General features: G+C 30.7%; 25 protein-coding genes. All 25 read left to right on the plus strand.

From position 1 onward, the window contains the following. The first annotated feature begins 68 nt into the window (after positions 1 to 68). The 25 genes from KQH81_RS07005 (at position 69) to queA (ending at position 19,439) form a co-directional block, all read left to right on the plus strand. The gene (locus KQH81_RS07005) at positions 69 to 272 is read left to right on the plus strand and encodes a helix-turn-helix transcriptional regulator (protein WP_230029139.1); all 204 of its coding nucleotides are present in this window, start codon (positions 69 to 71) and stop codon (positions 270 to 272) included. A gap of 57 nt (positions 273 to 329) precedes the next feature. Beyond that, complete coding sequence (locus KQH81_RS07010; RefSeq protein ID WP_230029140.1) at positions 330 to 614, plus strand: helix-turn-helix domain-containing protein; 285 nt, start codon at positions 330 to 332, stop codon at positions 612 to 614. A 168-nt stretch (positions 615 to 782) separates the two neighbouring features. Beyond that, a complete protein-coding gene (locus KQH81_RS07015; protein ID WP_230028620.1) occupies positions 783 to 1,040 on the plus strand; it encodes a hypothetical protein in 258 nt (85 codons plus the stop codon). A gap of 138 nt (positions 1,041 to 1,178) precedes the next feature. Further along, a complete protein-coding gene (locus KQH81_RS07020) occupies positions 1,179 to 1,361 on the plus strand; it encodes a hypothetical protein (RefSeq protein ID WP_230029142.1) in 183 nt (60 codons plus the stop codon). Positions 1,362 to 1,506: 145 nt separating this feature from the next. Then, positions 1,507 to 3,882, plus strand: a complete 2,376-nt coding sequence (locus tag KQH81_RS07025) for a virulence-associated E family protein (RefSeq protein WP_230029143.1) — start codon at positions 1,507 to 1,509, stop codon at positions 3,880 to 3,882. Positions 3,883 to 4,293: 411 nt separating this feature from the next. Continuing rightward, positions 4,294 to 4,482: a hypothetical protein gene (locus tag KQH81_RS07030; RefSeq protein WP_230029144.1), complete on the plus strand. Its 189-nt coding sequence runs from the start codon at positions 4,294 to 4,296 to the stop codon at positions 4,480 to 4,482. Positions 4,483 to 4,646: 164 nt separating this feature from the next. Further along, complete coding sequence (locus KQH81_RS07035) at positions 4,647 to 4,964, plus strand: hypothetical protein (RefSeq protein ID WP_230029145.1); 318 nt, start codon at positions 4,647 to 4,649, stop codon at positions 4,962 to 4,964. An 11-nt stretch (positions 4,965 to 4,975) separates the two neighbouring features. Continuing rightward, a complete protein-coding gene (locus KQH81_RS07040) occupies positions 4,976 to 5,128 on the plus strand; it encodes a hypothetical protein (RefSeq protein ID WP_230029146.1) in 153 nt (50 codons plus the stop codon). A gap of 12 nt (positions 5,129 to 5,140) precedes the next feature. Beyond that, positions 5,141 to 5,941 (plus strand): hypothetical protein, encoded by an 801-nt coding sequence (locus KQH81_RS07045; protein WP_230028630.1) that lies wholly within the window; start codon positions 5,141 to 5,143, stop codon positions 5,939 to 5,941. A gap of 219 nt (positions 5,942 to 6,160) precedes the next feature. After that, positions 6,161 to 6,376 (plus strand): cold-shock protein, encoded by a 216-nt coding sequence (locus tag KQH81_RS07050; protein ID WP_230028632.1) that lies wholly within the window; start codon positions 6,161 to 6,163, stop codon positions 6,374 to 6,376. Then, positions 6,377 to 7,000 carry a hypothetical protein gene (locus tag KQH81_RS07055; protein WP_230028634.1) on the plus strand — a complete coding sequence of 208 codons (624 nt, stop codon included), beginning with the start codon at positions 6,377 to 6,379 and terminating at the stop codon, positions 6,998 to 7,000. A gap of 125 nt (positions 7,001 to 7,125) precedes the next feature. Beyond that, positions 7,126 to 7,338 carry a hypothetical protein gene (locus tag KQH81_RS07060; RefSeq protein WP_230028637.1) on the plus strand — a complete coding sequence of 71 codons (213 nt, stop codon included), beginning with the start codon at positions 7,126 to 7,128 and terminating at the stop codon, positions 7,336 to 7,338. Then, entirely contained in the window at positions 7,328 to 7,579 is a 252-nt protein-coding gene (locus KQH81_RS07065; RefSeq protein WP_230028638.1) for a hypothetical protein, read from the plus strand. Before KQH81_RS07060 ends, KQH81_RS07065 begins: the two co-directional genes overlap by 11 nt. 90 nt (positions 7,580 to 7,669) lie before the next feature. Beyond that, on the plus strand, positions 7,670 to 8,017 hold the full coding sequence (locus KQH81_RS07070) for a DNA-binding response regulator (RefSeq protein WP_230028640.1): 348 nt from the start codon (positions 7,670 to 7,672) through the stop codon (positions 8,015 to 8,017). 194 nt (positions 8,018 to 8,211) lie between these two features. Next, complete coding sequence (locus KQH81_RS07075; RefSeq protein WP_230029147.1) at positions 8,212 to 8,961, plus strand: sigma-70 family RNA polymerase sigma factor; 750 nt, start codon at positions 8,212 to 8,214, stop codon at positions 8,959 to 8,961. 72 nt (positions 8,962 to 9,033) lie between these two features. After that, entirely contained in the window at positions 9,034 to 9,471 is a 438-nt protein-coding gene (locus KQH81_RS07080) for a hypothetical protein (protein WP_230029149.1), read from the plus strand. Positions 9,472 to 9,940: 469 nt separating this feature from the next. Beyond that, positions 9,941 to 10,084: a transposase gene (locus tag KQH81_RS07085; RefSeq protein ID WP_230029150.1), complete on the plus strand. Its 144-nt coding sequence runs from the start codon at positions 9,941 to 9,943 to the stop codon at positions 10,082 to 10,084. A 487-nt stretch (positions 10,085 to 10,571) separates the two neighbouring features. Further along, the gene (locus KQH81_RS07090; protein WP_027638009.1) at positions 10,572 to 11,054 is read left to right on the plus strand and encodes a MarR family winged helix-turn-helix transcriptional regulator; all 483 of its coding nucleotides are present in this window, start codon (positions 10,572 to 10,574) and stop codon (positions 11,052 to 11,054) included. Positions 11,055 to 11,069: 15 nt separating this feature from the next. Then, on the plus strand, positions 11,070 to 13,292 hold the full coding sequence (locus tag KQH81_RS07095; protein ID WP_027638010.1) for an ABC transporter ATP-binding protein: 2,223 nt from the start codon (positions 11,070 to 11,072) through the stop codon (positions 13,290 to 13,292). Then, on the plus strand, positions 13,285 to 15,126 hold the full coding sequence (locus KQH81_RS07100; protein ID WP_027638011.1) for an ABC transporter ATP-binding protein: 1,842 nt from the start codon (positions 13,285 to 13,287) through the stop codon (positions 15,124 to 15,126). The genes KQH81_RS07095 and KQH81_RS07100 overlap by 8 nt, the downstream gene beginning before the upstream one ends. A 125-nt stretch (positions 15,127 to 15,251) precedes the next feature. Beyond that, positions 15,252 to 15,713 (plus strand): dUTP diphosphatase, encoded by a 462-nt coding sequence (locus tag KQH81_RS07105; RefSeq protein WP_027638012.1) that lies wholly within the window; start codon positions 15,252 to 15,254, stop codon positions 15,711 to 15,713. A 155-nt stretch (positions 15,714 to 15,868) separates the two neighbouring features. Next, on the plus strand, positions 15,869 to 16,483 hold the full coding sequence (locus KQH81_RS07110) for a hypothetical protein (RefSeq protein WP_143750466.1): 615 nt from the start codon (positions 15,869 to 15,871) through the stop codon (positions 16,481 to 16,483). A gap of 271 nt (positions 16,484 to 16,754) precedes the next feature. Further along, entirely contained in the window at positions 16,755 to 17,357 is a 603-nt protein-coding gene (gene ruvA, locus KQH81_RS07115) for a Holliday junction branch migration protein RuvA (protein WP_027638014.1), read from the plus strand. A 12-nt stretch (positions 17,358 to 17,369) separates the two neighbouring features. Beyond that, entirely contained in the window at positions 17,370 to 18,398 is a 1,029-nt protein-coding gene (ruvB, locus tag KQH81_RS07120; RefSeq protein WP_027638015.1) for a Holliday junction branch migration DNA helicase RuvB, read from the plus strand. A 15-nt stretch (positions 18,399 to 18,413) separates the two neighbouring features. Then, positions 18,414 to 19,439 (plus strand): tRNA preQ1(34) S-adenosylmethionine ribosyltransferase-isomerase QueA, encoded by a 1,026-nt coding sequence (queA, locus tag KQH81_RS07125; RefSeq protein WP_027638016.1) that lies wholly within the window; start codon positions 18,414 to 18,416, stop codon positions 19,437 to 19,439. The last annotated feature ends 33 nt before the right edge of the window (positions 19,440 to 19,472 follow it).

Here is a 19,472-nt window from a genome sequence, read left to right on the forward strand (position 1 = left end):
AAACAAAATGAGTTTATATTATAGCTATAGACGAAACAAAATGAGTTTTTGAAAGGGGGCGAATATATTTGAATTTAGATTTGTGCAAAATAAAAATAGCTATGGCGAAAGAATGTTTATCAGTTAATGATTTAGCTGAAAAATCAAAACTTGGAAGAACTACAGTATCAAAAATTATCAACGGAAAACAAAAACCATCTACTAAAAGTTTAGGTTTATTAGCAAGAACTTTAAAAGTAGATGTAACAGAAATTATCTCAGATGAACAGTAACACTTAAAAAATTATCAAATAGGACAAGCTAAACCCTATTGAATTGGAGGGAGTTAAATGGAGAATATTCAAAGAGATCCTTACTTTGAAAAGTTTATTAATCTAACAGTTGACTTTATAGCGTCAGAAGTTAGAGAAAGAATTAAGGAGTTTAAACCAATAGAAGAAGACCAAAAGTTATCATACACACCTAAAGAGGCTGCTAAGGTTCTAGGCATAGGTAATAACGCTATATACACTCTACTGAAAGAAGAAGACTTTCCTGGGTTTATGATAGGTGAAAAGTATTTTATATCCAAAAAAGGATTAGAAGATTGGGTAGAAAAACAAATCTGTAAATAGAAATAGGTAGCGGCGAAAAGCCTTGTCCTTAATGGACACATTTCTAAAAGTTCTATAGACAACGCTAGGAAGGCATAAGAGAGTGCAACGCTCTTAAAGGTATAAATACACTGGAAAGTAATTTGAATACTTAATTATACAAGCGTACTAACACTAGGAGGTAAAATGATGGATAATATAACAATCGTAAAGCAAGTTATGGATTCTGAAAGTACAGAAACAAATATAAACATTGATTATCAAGATAAGATAATAAGAATTTATAGCAGTAAGGCAACAGTAATAAACAGGATTTTACGTAAAGGATATAAACCTTATAAAATTGATAAACTGCATGGCGAAATATGTTCAATGACTTTTAACGTTCCAACAAATGAAATTACAAAATTTTTAAGAGGGGACATATTCAGATATGACCAAAATTAAATCTAAAGTCGTATAAACAACATACGCTAAGATTACAAAGGTACTGAACCATCAAGTAATGCAATTACACCTTTGAATTATTATAAGTGCGTAAACGCAAAGGAATAAGGCTAAATCAATAAAAGGAGTGAATATATTATGAAAGCTAATACAGTAAGAGAATTTATTATTTTAGACTATATAAAGAAAAATTTTAATATGGATCATATGGAGGTTGAAATCTTAACAGGCCTTGACCAAATAAAGGTTACTGACTTCCAGGGATCATCAATGGTATTTGGTTATGACTTGTACAAAGGTGTTGTAGAAGTAGAAGAATAAAAGAATGTTTATAAGTTTGGAGGGATTAAATGAACATAAGATTATTAAATAAATATATGCAGCTATGTGCAGAATTTCATTGCACACCTTCCTTAGAAGGATTAAAGCTTTTTAAAATGTCATTTATAGGTAGGTGATATAAGATATGACAAAAGAAAGACTTTTTAACATAGCAGTTGGAGCAAGTAGCAAAACAAAGACATGGAAGAACAAGACCATGCAATGGTCAGAACTTGTAGAAAAGTTATCGCATACAACTAGAACCCCAGAGACAGTTGCAGAATATAAAAAACTTTCTAAGGCTGAAAAGGGAAAGATTAAAGACGTTGGTGGGTTTGTAGGCGGTACTCTTAAAAATGGCAGAAGGCTAAAGAATACCGTAGTCAATAGATCCTTACTATCTTTAGACATAGATTATTATTCAGAGGATATAGAGGACTTAGTTAGTAATATAGATTATGCCTTCTGCTTATACTCAACTCATTCACACACGGCAGATAATCAAAGATATAGGCTAATTATACCATTAGATAGAGACGTATCAACAGATGAATATAAAGCCATAGGAAGAAAGGTAGCAAGTAAATTTAATATAGAAATATTTGACCCTACTACTTATGAACCCGAAAGACTTATGTATTGGCCATCAACTCCGATTGATGGAGACTATATATTTAAATGTTCATCTGACGATACAAAATTCTTAAAAGCTGATGATATTTTAAATGAATATACATTTGGATGGCAAGATATGAGTTCATGGCCAATAAGTAGTCAAGAAAAAGAAATTATCAAAAAATCAATAAAGAAGCAAGAAGATCCTTTAACTAAGAAGGGTATTATAGGAGCTTTCTGCAGAGCCTACACAATCACTGAAGCTATATCAGAATTCTTAAATGAGATTTATGTACCTGGTGCAGATGAAACAAGGTACACATACGCAGAAGGTAGTACCACAGGCGGTGTAGTTATATATGATGATAAATTTAGCTATTCCCATCATGGTACGGATCCAGCTTCAAATATTTTATGTAATGCCTTTGACCTAGTAAGAATTCATAAATTTGGACACTTGGACGAGGATAGTACAGAAACAGGAAGTAAACTTCCTAGTTTCAAAGCCATGGAAGAGTTCGCAAGAGCAGATACTAAAACAAAAGGAGAACTTATAAAAGAAAAAGTCTTAGAAGCTCAAGAGGATTTTAAAAATGCTGATTTAGATTGGCTTGGAGAGCTAGAATTAACTTCAAAAGGTGCAATCAAGAATAACTATTCTAATATAAAAATGATAATAGAAAATGACATGAATTTAAAAGGTAAAATTGTCTATGATGAGTTTTCTAATAAATCTAAGGTTATAGGAAAATTACCTTGGGCAAGATCTAACATAAAATCTTCTTTGGAGGACTCGGATTATATGAATATGTGTATCTATATAGAAGAAACTTATAAGGTTACTGTAAGCGACGAACGATTAAGAAAAATACTAATAGCCAATATCCAAAGTAAAGCTATTAATCCACCTAAGGAATACTTAAATTCTTTATCATGGGATGGAGTTAATAGAATAGATACGCTATTAATTGATTACTTCGGTGCGGAGGATACTGAGTATACAAGAGTTGTAACTCGTAAATGGTTATGTGGAGCAGTAGCAAGAATATTTATACCAGGGATAAAGTTTGATTATATGCTTGTATTAATAGGCGATCAAGGAGTTGGAAAGAGTACATTTTTTAAAAAGCTAGGAAAATCATGGTTTACTGATTCTATACAAGATGTAGAAGGGAATCAGGCAATAGAAAAGACTATAGGTTCTTGGATTATAGAATTTGGTGAATTACAAGCTTTTAGTAAAGCTGAATCAAATGCAATTAAAAGATTTATTTCAGCAACAGAGGATAAGACTAGATTAGCATTTGAAAGAAGTACAGGGTATTTTAAGAGGCAATGTGTATTTGCAGGAACGACCAACAATGATGAGTTTCTAAAAGATGATACTGGTAATAGAAGATTTTGGCCAGTAAATTTTAAAGGGAAAAAGATTAGAAAACTACTTGATAATGATAATTTTGAAAATTCAATAGATCAAATATGGGCAGAGGCAGTATATAGATGGAAAGAGCTAAAAGAACCTCTATTCTTAAATAGAGAACAAGAGAAACTAGCAGAGCAACAACAAGTCAAGCATATTATTAAAGATGATAGACAAGGTTTAATTGAGGAATACCTAGAAATGAGATTACCTGAAAATTGGGACAAGTGTGATATATACGCTAGAAGGAATTTTATACACGATAATGATTTTGGAGCAAAAGAATCAGGTAATATTTTAAGAGATAAAGTATGTATTCTTGAAATATGGGTTGAATGTTTTGAAAAGAATAGAAGTGATTTGAAAAGAAGTGATTCAAACCAATTAGCATCTATTATGAACAATATAGAAGGCTGGGAGAGATTAAACAAGTCTGTTAGATTTAAATTATATGGAGTGCAAAAAGCTTATATAAGAAAAAAATAATTCCAGTTACAAGTTAGTTATTATTTGGTTATATAGTTAGTTATACATCTAAAGCCTTGATATTACTATATTTATATCTATTATGTAACTATGTAACTAATAATAATTAATAGTAGATATATATATATATATATATTTATATAAAATATTTTATATAAGAAAAGTTTAAATAAAAAAAATATATGTGCCCCCCTATATGTAGAAAAGTTAGTTACACTTTTAAAAATAGCTCTTATACCTTGATATATCAGGGTTTAGAGGTGTAATTTGCTACAGATACATTTTTAAATAGAAAGTATATAGCAGAAAAGTAGCTTATGCTTATAAGGGACTTTTAGCTAGTGATTATTATCGCATATCAAAGAGAGGTATAAAATTTATTCCATTTATAGAATAAGAGAGGAGATAAATATGGCTATAACACAAATGCCTAATGGTACGAATTTATATTTTTATACAACTGAGAGAAAAAGAGAAATGCAAGTAGATACATTAAAATCAAGACAACAACCTATATCAAGAAAACAAAGAAGAAAGTTAGAGAGAAAATTATCTAAAAAGATTAATAGATATCTTAATGAAAATGCTAACAATTGCTAACATGTGAATATATGTTTAGATTTGTCAAGGTATATAGGAAAAGGTGGCCAAGCAGCAACTTGACCACCAGGAGTAAATCCTAATAGGATATACCCAAAAACTAACTTAACTTAAGTATATCCTATTATGCTCCAAATAATCAAATAAAAAGGAGAAATAAGGGAATGAAATACGAAGATTTAAGAAAGTTAATAAATAACGTTATAGAAAATGAGTTTCACCATATACAGTACTATGAGGAAAAGGACTTTGGTGATACTGATAAGGAGCAAAATGAGTTAGAGACTAAAGCAGATGAGATACTTGAGAAGTTAAATAAGAGCGTACCGGAAGAGTTTAGAATGTTAGTAGATGAATACTCAAGTGCAGTTTATCAAGAGTGGGTTAATCTCTGCAAGTTCTATTTTAAAAAAGGAGTTATATCAGGTACCACAAATTTAAACTTCCTCAAAGATACCAATATGATGGAGTATATAGAATAGGAGGAACTAGTTTGATAAAGATAACTGTTAAATATAGAAACAATGAAGAAAAGGAAAGGCTTATAAATAAGCTTAGCAAGGAATGTAAGGTGTATAAAGTATCTAAAGAGTATGGAAAGCCTAATGCACTTTTTAAGAGCGTATACGTTGATTTAGAGTCATAAGAAGGTGAATAAATGTATTGTGTTATCCAAGAAATAAAAGTTAAAAAAGCTAATTCTTATGGAGCTAGTAAAGAGTTAAAGGTGTCAGAGCTAAAATGGTTCTCTGATGGTGTTGAACATTGTAAATATGAATATACTTATTCGGATGAAAGATTTGAAAGACCTATTAAAAAGGCTTATAAGATATCTATTCATCAAAGTTATAGGGAAAATGGTAAGGTAAAAAAGAAACAGTGGTCATTATGCACCATGAATTATTATGACATAATTGAGTTTAGTTTGTATGATTATGCAGGCAATAAAATAAAAGCATTGTCAGAGGAGTTAAAGCTTACAGAGGATGAAATATATAACATGGTTTGGTCTAAGCTGGATCCATTAACAGAGCAGATAGAAAAAGAGTTCCAAGAAACAGAAGAATATAAGGTGTCTCAGCAGCATAGAGCAATAATAGATAAGTATCTACAGGCTAAGCGTGATTTTGAGGATATATACGGTAATGATACTTATGATTATTGTTATGATGTATTTGGAGAACTTAGAAATAAAGAAATGTTGGATAATATAAAGAGGCAATATGAAGCAAGTAAAGATTATCAACGTAGCTACTATGAAAGCTATCAAAGTAACTACAATTATGATTCATATAGTGGTTATCAAGAATCAATTCATAGTAACTACACAGATGAAGAAAAGAAAAAACTAAAACAAATATATAAAACACTAGCTTTAAAGTTTCATCCAGATGTATGTAAGGATGATGGTAATATGATGAAATTAGTAAATAAGCTGAAAGAGGAATGGGGCATATAGTAGGTACTTTGTGAATACTAATAGTAACCACGTAAACTATTGATATTACTAGCTTTACAAAGGTATTTGTGATATAATAAATACAAAGATAAATATAACATAAGTACCCCACTCTAAGAAGTGGAAGGCATTAAAAAGGCCACGGGAAATATATCAGTTTTAAGCTGAATATTATCCTGTGGTCTTTTTGTTTTATTAAAAAATAAAGGAGAATGAAAAATGGAAAAAAGAACAGGAACAGTAAAGAAAATAGTATCAGAAAGAGGATTTGGTTTTATTAAAGACCAGGAGAATGATTATTTCTTCCACTTTAGTAATATGGTAGATCCAGATAAGTTTAAGCAATTAGAAATAGGAGACAAGGTCGAGTTTGATATATCGCAGGATAAATCAAATAGAGAAGTTGCTATAAATATAAAAGGAGCAGATATATAAATGAGTAAAAAAAGTGAATTAATAAATACAATAAAAGCTTATAAAGAAAAACAGGAAGCTTTGAGTAATAAAATTTTAGAATTAAATAATAATAAAGAGCTTACACCAATAGGCGTAGAGCAAAGAATAAATAATCTTATAGAACCATTTGAAGCAGTGGCACAAAATGTACATGATAAAGCAATAGGAATATTAGATAGTGCTATAAAAGCATTAGAGGATAGGTGGAGAGCTAATACTACAGGTAAGCTATTAGATTCAAGTTATCAAATAGGATTATCTAATATAATAAAAATTATTGAAGCAGGAGCAATTACAAGTAAAGAAGATTTCATAAATATTATTGATGTATATAAAGATGATTATAATGCATTATCAATAATAAGAGAATTACTAGCTAACAATGGTAATGCGTTAGAATTGTTAATGCTAATACCTAAGGATAATAGAGAATACAACAAAAAAATATTAAATGATTTAAGAAATAATATAGAGAATTATATAAATCCGTTTAACATAAAAGCTTCAATATCTATGCCTTTAGATAGCATGATCCAGTTTATTGATACTAGATTAAGAGATGATTTTTCAGTAATTCCATGGGAAGAAGTGAGAGACTTATAACTTCATATAGAAAGAGAAAATAATAGTTAGTAAAGTGTTAAGGGGTTGAAAAAGCCCCTTTTTGGCTATTAAAAATCTGTTTAAAGCGTTGATATTACAGAGAATGAAAGGAGGGGTATACCCCCATGAGTGATAAAAAAATACGGCTAAGGCTAAGTACCCCTAGTGAAATAAGAAAGACCTTAGCAAGGATAACAAATATGATAGCTAATAATGAGATAGATACTAAAAAGGCTAATACGATTATATATTCATGTAATGCAATACTTAATAGCATAAGAACTGATGAACTTGAAAAGCAAGTTCAAGAGCTGGAGGACATGGTTAATGATAAATAAGAAGAGATTATCAAGAATTAAAAAAGAGTTAATAAAGGATATAGGAAAAATGGCAGTTATTAAATTTGCTGATGGTAGTGAATTGAAATTTATGGGAACTACAATACTTGAAGCTCTTGTACAATTGCCAGAAGAAACCGAATTTACAAGAGCAATAAGAAACAAAGAAATAGTTAGTTGTTCAGAGTTTTGGTTATTGGTTGATGTGCTACTACAATTAATTGACCATACAGATAAATAGATAGTTAGAGAGTATTTAAAAATATGAACTTTCTGAACGCCCTAAAAAGGTAGCTTACAAAACATACAATGCATACAAAGGAGTGAGAATGTGCTAAATAAAAGAAAGGTTAAAGACCTATATTTAGAAGGTTATAATGCTGTAGAAATAGCTAAGGAACTAAATGTAAGTACGGAATCAGTAAGGAAATGCATTCAAAGAAACTTTAGTAATCTAAAAAAAGAACATCTTAAGAGTAAAGCTGAGAAAAGAGATGTAGCCAGGTCTTTAAATCATGAATCTAATAAATACATGTCAGATAGAGCCTTCATCTTGAAAAATAGAAGTATATATAAAACACTGCATAATGGTGATATAGTGCTTAAGAAAGAAGCTTATGGAATAGTAACACATGATACCCCTAGAAGATTAGTGAATGAGAATAAGTGCACTTATTAAAGAGATCAGATAATGAACATGAAATCAACTTTAATAATTGATTGGAATATTTAAAGAAACGCTCCGTAAAAATAAGGAACGTTCCGAAAGATAAAAAGCTATAAACTTAACAAAACTTGACATTTACGTAATTAATAGAGTGCATTAACGAAACGACGAATAGGTGTATATGCTAGTTAAAAAGGAGGCAATGTATGACTAATGAAGAATTGATAATATCATATAGAGAAGGTAATAAAAAGGCACTGGATGAGCTTGTAGCAGTCAATCAAGGCATAATTAATAAGATAGCTAATAAGTATTATGGTATTAATAAAAAGCTTGAATTTGAGGACCTAACACAAGCAGGTAATGTAGGATTAATGAAAGCAGTAAATAGATATGATCCTAATTTAGAGAATGCAGCTCAGTTTATTACCTATGCGGTGTTTTGGATAGATAGATATATAAATATTGAAGTTAATGGACGTAGCTCCAGGGACGTAGAAAATGCAAAGCTAAATAATAGTTGTACTAGCCTTAATCAGTTTATTGGTGATGATAATGACACAGAACTTATAGAAATGATTGAGAGCAATTCTGATGATATTGTAGCTATAGAGGATAAACTATATCATGAGTACCTTAGGAAAAGTCTAGAGAATGCTATGGATGAATCAAATACACTTCAAGAAAAGGAAATATTAAAGTTTCGTTATGGTTGGAACGCTAAGCGTATGACACTGGATGAAGTAGGCAATATATTGAATATTCCTACTAGGTATAAGGTAAGAGCCCTTGAATCTAGAGCTATGAGAAGACTACGAAGTAATAAATGGGTTAGAAGATATGGTAAAGAGATGTATATAAAAGAGAGTTCTTCTCGTGTATCATTGTATAATGACAGCATTTATAGTTATATAGATAAGAAAATAGATTTATTGATAGAGGATGTATTTAAATAATATGTTCTCTTTTTTTATATAAATTTGTAAATATAAAAGGAATTTGAAAGTCTTATAAAGAATAATGAATTTTTGTCAGAAATATATATTAAATTTTCTTCTTTCTATATATTTACTTATAATGAATTTAGTGATTATGAATATATAAATGAAATATTAAATAAAGCTATAGATATGACTTGTAATCCTATTAAGCAATCAGAAGCTTATAGAGCTTTATTAAAGTTAAATCGTATTTTAAATAAAGGATTAGATAAGGAGATATTCTATTTAGAAAAAATTATTGAAGAGAATTATGCTGATTTGGATAGTACATTAGAGTTAGCAATTGCTTTGGATAAGAGAAATAATATTGGGGATTTGGAAAAGTGTATTAATTTGCTTAAATCCACAATTGAAATTAATGTTGAAGCAGCTAAAGAATTAATAATTAATTATAATAATAAGGGCGAATTTAACAATTTAACTGTTTCTGAATTTGTTGATGATTTTTATAAACTATTAAAATAAATAATTGAGCAGATGTTTTTTATGTAGAAGTGATAACAAAAGAGAAATAAACGGCTAAAAGTAATTGATAGTTTTATATGAGAATTAAAAGGGTAATAAAAAGCAAGAGGGCAGGGGAATTTAATTTTGCCCTCTTTTTTGCCCCTTATAGAATAATATACTATATTTTTCGATAATGAAAAATAGATTATAAATGTAGTATTTAAGCCATTTTATAAAGGGTTTAGAATATAATAAATACTCATTACCCCTCCCAGAAGGATGGGAAGAATAAAAAAGTAAATAATTAAGTGAATCAAATCGCATTCTCAGTCTAGATTTTAGATGAGGAATGCGATTTTTTATTGCGTTGAAAACCACTGGCTATGCCAGTGGATAAAAAGGCTTTAGCTCTGAAGAAAAAAGAACTCCTATTATAAAACGAAAGCGACTGACAATCGCAAAATAAATAAATCATAGGAGGTGTCGTATGGTAAACGACATAGACAGATTAACACATTCAAAATGGAGATGTCAATATCATATAGTTTTTGTACCAAAATACAGAAGACAGATAAGTATGAAAGAATACATTGACCTGTTTACGGGACAGCCGGCAAAAGGTAGCAAATAAAAGAGCCATCCGATGAGGATGCCGCTGTAGTAGTTTTGCGATTGGTGGTTTTTCAGAGCGCGAGTAGCGCTGCCAGTACCATGCCCTTATAGGGCTTAATCAAGCCACCAGCTTAGCTGTTGGTACATGACTTTTATAAAGTAGAAGAATAAAAATTTCGATGTTATATGAAATAAGCATAAATTAGAATAAGATTAAAATTTCATATGGGTATATAAATAAAAAAATCTCTAATAATAAATTTAAGAATAAACGATTTATGTGGTGGAAAATTTCATACATAAAAGGAGCTGTACATATAAACGAAACAATTAAAATTATTGGTATTTTGGAAGAACATAGATGAAATGTGCTGTGAAATCATTTTCAAAGGTTAGGCGTCTAATTAAATTTTTGTTAAGGAATCATTTTTTACAAAGAAAAAGATTGCGATTTATAAAAAATGAGCATAAAATATTAATTAGCTGGCTAACTAAAGGAGGTTATTATGGAAGAAATAAATGATGATTCACTTAGACATGTTTTTATGCAGGTTATAAGACTTCAGTTTTTAAGAAGTCATTCGTTACTTGAAAATACAGGAATGTATCCTGGACAGCCGCCTTTTATTTTTGCTTTAAAAAAGAAAGATGGGCAAAGTCAAAAGGAATTAGGAGAATCTCTAGGGGTAAAACCATCCACAATTACTGTTATGGCACAACGATTAGAAAAAAACGGAATTGTAGAAAGACGACAAGATGAAAATGATCAAAGGAAATCTAGAATTTTTTTGACTGATAAGGGAAAGGAACTTTGCCAAGAGTTAGAGCGTATACATTCTCAAATAACAGATGAATGTTTTAAAGGGCTTACTACAGACGAAAAGGTGATTTTTAGAAGATTACTTATGCAGATTAGAGATAATTTGACAGAAGTTTGTAAAAATGCAGATATAAAAGGAATAGAAGAATTTTGTAGACATCATAAATAGAATGGAGAGGAATATATGACAAAAATATTTAAATATTTAAAGAAGTATTCTGGGACGATATTATTGATAATAATACTTTTATTAATTCAAGCATTAAGTGATTTGACACTTCCAGAGTATACTTCAAAAATTGTTGATGTTGGTATTCAGCAGGGAGGAATAGAATCTCCTGTTCCAAAAGTTATAAGAGCATCTGAAATGGATAAGCTTTTTTTATTCATGAGTAAAGATGATAAGGATAAAGTTTTGGGAAATTATAATTATTTAGAAAAGGCATCTCTTTCAAAAGAAAATATTGAAGGTGATGAACCTTTATATGAATTGAAAGAAGATGCAAAAGTTGATGAACTAAAAGATATACTATCTAAGCCTATGATAATAGTTTCTGGCTTAGAAAAAGATAGTGATGAGGCAAAGACAATAAAAGATAATATGATTAAAAATATGCCTCCTCAAATAAAAGAAAGTGGAGATGTAGATATTTTCAAAGTATTTTCCATGATGCCAGAAAGTGAATTTAGTAATGTGAAAGATGATATAGATGAGAAATTTAATACTTTTCCAGAAATGATGACATCTCAAGCAGCAATTTCTTATGTAAAGATCGAATATAAGTCTATTGGAATTGATACTGACAAATTACAAAGCAATTATATAGTTTTAGCAGGAATTAAAATGCTTGGCATAGCTTTAATAAGTGTAACAGCTATGATAATAGTTACATTTTTAGCATCTAGAGTTGCAGCATCTGTAGGAAAAGAACTTAGAGGAAGTGTATTTAATAAAGTAATGTCCTTTTCAAATGCCGAAATGGATAAATTCTCTACAGCATCATTAATAACACGTAGTACTAATGATATACAACAGGTTCAAATGCTTATAGTAATGCTTTTAAGAATAGTGTTCTATGCCCCTTTAATGGGTGTCGGTGGTGTTTTAAAAGTAGTAAAAACAAATACCTCTATGACTTGGATTATAGCAGTGGTAGTTATTATAATATTGTTTATTGTAGGACTCTTATTTGCAGTTGTTATGCCTAAATTCAAAACTGTCCAAAAGCTAATAGATAGAGTGAACTTAGTAACTCGAGAAATATTAACAGGTATTCCTGTAATTCGTGCATTTAGTACTCAGAGATATGAGGAAGAAAGATTTGATAAAGCTAATAGAGAATTAACAAAGACAAATATATTTGTTAATAGGGTAATGTCTTGTATGATGCCTACAATGATGTTTATAATGAATGCCATAGCTATTTTAATAGTTTGGAATGGTGCACAGAGTATAAATAACGGAACAATGCAGGTTGGAGACATGATGGCATTTATTCAATATACAATGCAGATTATAATGTCATTTTTAATGATTTCTATGATTTCAATAATGCTTCCAAGAGCAGCTGTATCTTTAGATCGTATAGATGAAGTTATAACTACAGAGCTTATCATAAAAGATCCTAAGAAAGCTGAAAAATTCCATGATGACAAAAAGGGGATTTTAGAGTTTAAAGACGTTTCTTTTAGATATCCTAATGCTGATGAGGATGTATTATCCCACATAACATTTACAGCAAAACCAGGAGAAACTACTGCATTTATTGGAAGTACAGGAAGCGGTAAATCAACCCTTATTAACCTAATACCTCGTTTCTTTGATGTGACAGAGGGTGAAATCCTTATTGATGGTGTTGATATAAGAAATGTTTCTCAGCATGATTTAAGAGAAAAGATAGGATATGTACCTCAAAAAGGAGTATTATTTTCAGGAACTATAAATTCAAACTTAAAATATGGAAAAGAAGATGCCACAGAAGAAGAAGTTATAAAAGCAGCGAGAATTGCTCAAGCTACAGATTTCATAAGTGCTAAAGAAGAAGGATTTGATTCAGAGATAGCTCAAGGCGGAACCAATGTATCTGGAGGACAAAAACAAAGACTTTCTATAGCAAGAGCTATAGCTAAAGATCCAGAAATATATATCTTTGATGATAGCTTTTCTGCACTTGACTTTAAGACAGATTCAACATTAAGAAAGGCTCTTAAAGAAGAAATAAATGATAGTACTATTTTAATTGTTGCGCAACGAATAAGTACAATACTTCATGCAGAGCAAATTATAGTATTAGATGAAGGAAATGTAGTTGGAATGGGAACTCATAAGGAGCTTCTAAAGAACTGTGAGGTATATAAGCAGATAGCTTTATCACAACTTTCAAAGGAGGAGCTAGGCAATGAGTAAAAAAGAATTTGGAGGACCTATGGGCAGAGGAATGAGAGGCCCAGGGGAAAAAGCAAAAGATTTTAAAGGAACTATGAAAAAACTTTTCAAATATATAAGTAGTTTTAAAATTGCTATTTTTGGAGTTATACTATTTGCTATAGGAAGCGCGGCATTTTCAATAATAGGACCTAAAATTTTAGGTAAGGCAACTACTGAGATATTTAATGGTTTAGTTTCAAAAGTTTCGGGATCAGGAAATGGAATAGATTTCGATAAAATAGGAAAAATATTATTATTTCTATTAGGACTTTACATCATAAGTGCTATATTCTCATTTATACAAGGAATAATAATGAGCGGTATTTCTCAAAAGATAGCTTATAATCTTAGAAGAGATTTATCTGAAAAGATAAATAGAATGCCTATGAAATATTTTGACACAAAAACTCACGGTGAAGTTTTATCAAGATTTACTAATGATATAGATACTTTAGGACAGAGTTTAAATCAAAGTATGACACAGCTTATAACATCTATAACCATGATTATAGGAGTTCTTATAATGATGCTTTCTATAAGTATTCCAATGACTTTAGTAGCGCTTTTAATGCTTCCTATATCTTTGGGGCTTATAATGACTATAGTTAAAAAATCACAAAAATACTTTAAAGATCAACAGAAGTTCTTAGGAAATGTCAATGGTCAAGTAGAAGAACTATATGGAGGACACGTTATAGTAAAGGCCTTTAATGGTGAGGAGAAATCAATTGAAGAATTCAATAAAACTAATGAGAAATTATATGGTTCAGCTTGGAAATCTCAATTTTTATCAGGAATGATGCAGCCTATAATGATGTTTATAGGGAATTTAGGATATGTTGCAGTTTCTATAATGGGTGGATGGCTTGTTATAAAAAACACCATAGAAGTTGGAGATATTCAATCTTTTATACAATATGTAAGAAGTTTTACTCAGCCTATAACTCAAGTTGCACAAGTAACTAACCTTTTACAATCTACAGCGGCGGCTGCAGAAAGAGTTTTTGAATTTTTAGAAGAAGATGAAGAAGACCAAACAGTTCCAAATCCTGTATCAGTTGAAGGCTTGGATGGAAGAGTAGACTTTAATGATGTTCATTTTGGATATGATGAAAATAAAACTATAATAAATGACTTTACAGCTCATGTTAAACCAGGGCAAAAGATAGCAATAGTTGGACCAACAGGAGCAGGAAAGACCACAATGATTAAGCTTCTTATGAGATTTTACGATGTAAATAGCGGTGAGATATTGATAGACGGCCATAATGTTAAGGACTTTAATAGAACAGAGCTTAGAGAGATGTTTGGAATGGTTCTTCAAGATACTTGGTTATTTAATGGAACTATAATGGATAATATAAGATATGGAAGATTAAATGCTACTGATGAAGAAGTTATAGAGGCTGCAAAGGCAGCACATGTTCATCATTTTGTAAAAACTCTTCCAGATGGATACAAGATGGAACTTAATGAAGAAGGGACAAATGTATCTCAAGGTCAAAAGCAGCTTTTAACTATTGCAAGAGCCATACTTGCTGATCCTAAAATATTAATACTTGATGAAGCTACAAGTTCTGTTGATACAAGAACAGAAGTTTTAATACAAAAGGCAATGGATAACTTAATGAAAGGCAGAACCAGTTTTATAATTGCTCACAGATTATCTACTATTAGAGACGCAGATTTAATTTTAGTTATGAACGAAGGAGATATAGTTGAGCAAGGTAATCATGAAGAATTATTGGCTAAAGGCGGTTTTTACGCTAAGTTATATAATTCACAGTTTGAAAGATCAGAAGAAGCAGTTTAAATATAAAAAGCTTTCGCTATATAAGCGAGAGCTTTTTATATTGAAGCTAAGAATTAAGTTTATTGTAAAATACATTATCTGTTGATATTATAAGAGTAGCAAAATCCAAATAAGAGGTGAAGATTATGAAGATTAGAATTAAATATTTTGAAGGAGCAACTAAGTTAAACAAGATAAAAAAAGGAAATTGGATAGATGTATATGCAAATGATGACGTATTTGTAAAAGTAAATGAAAGAGCAATGATACCTTTAGGATTTGCTTTAGAGCTTCCTCAAGGGTGGGAAGGTCACATAGCGCCAAGAAGCTCCACATTTAAAACTTGGGGAATAATTCAAACTAATGGTATAGGAGTAGTGGATGATACATATATAGGAGACAATGATCAGTGGCATATGCCTGTTTATTGTCTTCAGCCTAAGGATAATGAAATTATAGAGGGAGCTCAACAGAAGGGAACATGGATAAGAAAAGGAAATAAAATAGGACAATTTAGAATAATGGAAGTTATGCCGGAGATTGAGTTTGAAGAAGTAAAATGCTTTAATAATGAAGATAGAGGTGGATTTGGGACTACAGGAGCTTAGGAAAGCTAAATTCAAATTATAATAATTATAATTTGAATTTCATGTTTAAGATATGAGGAATTAATCATTAATAGCTAAAATTACACAAAAATAGAAAATAGCATGTATAAATTTCTTGCAATGTGTCTATAATTCTAGCTAGAGGTGATAGTATGATGAAAAAGAAAGAAAATGTACTTTTCGCTATAGGCACACTTGCACTTGTAGTTATTTTTGTTGCTAGTTTTATATTTACTTTAAAGAAACTTGAAAATCCCATATCAAAAGAAGAGCAAAATGATGTGGCTGTCAGTGGAAATAAATATGATGGCAACATTGATGATAATACAAAGATTGTTTTAAAGGTGAAGGATGGCAAGGGTGATGAGGCTGATGAAAAGGTATTATATTTTAAAGATATAGCAGGCGAACTTAATGGAAATAATACTAGTGAAGCATTGCAGACATATTTGCAAAAGGAAAACTATTATTTAAGACCTACAGAAGATGGAAGTTTGGTTTTTGTAAGAAAAATGTATTCTCCAAATAAATATTATATAGGAGTTACATCAAAAGAAGGAAAAGAATATTTAACTATATACAAAGCTGATAAAGAAGGAAAACTATTTATAGAAAATGAAAAGACAGATATAGTTAACTTTTCTTTAGACAATATACCAAATGAAGATGAGAAAAACTTGTATAGAAATATATATGCTGGAGAGGATGGAAACGGCTTTGCAACTAGAGAGGATGCCGTAGAGCTTTTGACAAGCTTCAATATAAAGTAAAGTTTCAAAAGTAATCCCTTCAAAATTTATAGATAACTTTAATAACATATTATAAAATGCACATGCGTTTTACTTATTAAAAGTATTGATGCTTGTCTTAAATACTTTTTTATATCCAGACACAGATTGTTTATGTGTCTGGATATTTATTTTTACATAAAATTTATATATAAGTGAGTTTTGTACAAAGACCTTTTCTCTTGAATTATTGTTATGTAAATGATAAAGTAATATATAGACTTAAGATGGAAAGTAGGTAGATTAAAGTCTTATGTATGAATATTTAAAAGGTACCTTTGAGGGAATTAATAAGGATTATATAATAATAGAAAATAACGGTATAGGATATAAGGTGTTTACATCAGGTAACACTATGGCATCTATGGTTTCAAAAGGTGAAATGGTGAAGATTTTTGTTCACCAAATAGTAAGAGAAGACTTTATTGGACTTTATGGCTTTATAACAAAGGAAGAGCTTGATATGTTTAACCTTCTCTTGACTATAAATGGAGTAGGTGCAAAAGCAGCACTTTCTCTTTTATCTATTCTCACAGTTGATAAGCTTAAACTTTCCATAGCTTCTTCAGAAGAGAAGATTTTGATTAAAGCACCTGGAGTTGGAAAGAAAATGGCTCAGAGAATAATTTTAGAGCTTAAAGATAAGGTTGATATAAAAGATATATCATTAGATGACATAGGAGACGATTCTCTAGAAAATGTAGTTTTGAAAGAATCAAAGGAGAGAGATGTTGTAGAGGCTCTTATGGCTCTAGGATATACAGAAAAAGAAGGACAAAAGGCTATAAAGAAAGTAAATATAGAGCTTACAGTAGAAGATATGATAAAAGAGTGCTTAAAAGAATTGATGAGTTAGGAGGTATGAGCTATGGAGGATAGAATAATAAGTTCTTCTAATTTGACAGAAGATAACAGCGAGTATAGCTTAAGACCTCAAAAACTTAAAGAGTATATAGGTCAGGAAAAAGTTAAGAAAAGACTTGATATATTCATAAAGGCAGCTCAGAAGAGGAATGAAGCATTGGATCATGCTCTTTTGTATGGACCTCCAGGACTTGGAAAAACTACTTTAGCAAATATAATTGCAAGAGAAATGGGCGGAAACCTTAAGATAACATCAGGACCTGCTATAGAACGAGCTGGAGATTTAGCAGCTATTTTAACTTCATTACAGCCTAAAGATGTACTATTTATAGATGAGATACACAGATTAAATAGAAATGTTGAAGAAATACTTTATCCTGCTATGGAGGATTATGCTCTTGATATAGTAATTGGTAAAGGGGCAGCAGCCAAATCAATAAGGCTTGACCTTCCAGAGTTTACGCTCATAGGAGCTACTACTAGGGTTGGACTTTTAACTTCTCCGCTTAGAGATAGATTTGGAGTTTTGTGTTCTATGGAATATTATACAAATGAGGAACTTAAAGAAATTATCATAAGATCTTCGCATATTTTAGGATGTGACATAGATGAAGAAGGAGCCTTGGAGGTTGCAAAAAGGTCTAGAGGAACTCCTAGAATAGCAAACAGACTCTTGAAAAGGGTGAGGGATTATTCAGAAGTAAAAGAAGAAGAATTTATAGGGAAATCATCTGCTAGAGAAGCATTAGAGCTTTTAGAGGTGGATGGTGAAGGTTTTGACAGAATAGACAACAAAATCTTAGAAGCTATAATAGATAATTTTAATGGTGGGCCTGTGGGAATAGAAACATTGGCTTACTTTATTGGAGAAGAGCTTGATACAATACAAGATGTCTATGAACCTTATCTTCTTCAAAGAGGATTTATAGTTAGAACAGCTAGAGGGAGAATGGCTACGGATAGAGCTTATTCGCACCTTAAGAGACCTAAAAATACAAAAAGTACAAAACAATTTTCAATGTTTAAAGATTAGAAGGTGGCGTTAAAGATGAAAGTGACAGATTTTGATTTTGTTTTACCAGAGGAACTTATTGCGCAGCATCCATTAGAAAATAGGGAGCAATCAAGACTCATGGTTGTAGATAAAAATACAGGAGAATTACAGCATAAGCATTTCTATAATGTAGTAGAATATTTTAATCCAGGGGATACATTGGTTTTGAATAACACAAGAGTATTGCCTGCAAGACTTATAGGACACAAAAAAGGTTCTACAGGAAAGATTGAATTTCTACTTTTAAAGAGACTTTCAGATAATAGATGGGAAGCTTTATCAAAGCCAGGAAAAAGAGCAAGAGTTGGAGCAGAATTTGTTTTTGGAGATGGACTTTTAGAAGCAGAAGTTGTAGAAGTTAAGGAAGATGGAAACAGAATAATTGAATTTAAATATGAAGGTATATTTGAAGAAATATTGGACAGATTGGGACAAATGCCTCTTCCTCCATATATAAAAGAGACTTTAGATGACAAAGAAAGATATCAGACAGTGTACTCTAAAGAAAGTGGTTCGGCAGCCGCACCAACAGCAGGTCTTCACTTTACAAATGAATTATTAAAAGAAATCAAAGATAAGGGAGTAAATATAGTTTATTTAACTCTTCATGTGGGACTTGGAACTTTTAGACCTGTAAAAGTAGAGAATATAGAAAGTCATAATATGCACTCTGAATTTTATATGCTATCTAAAGAGAGTGCAGATATAATAAATAACACTAAAAAATCTGGCAAAAAAGTAATTGCAGTAGGAACTACTTCAACTAGAACATTAGAGACTATAGCAGATGAAGATGGAACAGTTAGGGAAAGCAGCGGGTGGACAGATATATTCATATATCCTGGATATAAATTTAAAGTTGTAGATAATCTTATAACGAATTTTCACTTGCCGGAATCTACATTAATAATGCTTGTAAGTGCTTTAGCAGGAAGAGAAAATATACTTCGTGCTTACAACACAGCAGTGGAGGAAAAATATAGATTCTTCAGTTTTGGAGATGCTATGTTTTTACACTAGGATATATTGACAGCTTAATAAAGGAAAGGGTGG

Origin of the sequence: Clostridium cadaveris (assembly GCF_020911725.1) — a bacterium.
Classification (GTDB): domain Bacteria; phylum Bacillota; class Clostridia; order Clostridiales; family Clostridiaceae; genus Clostridium_X; species Clostridium_X cadaveris.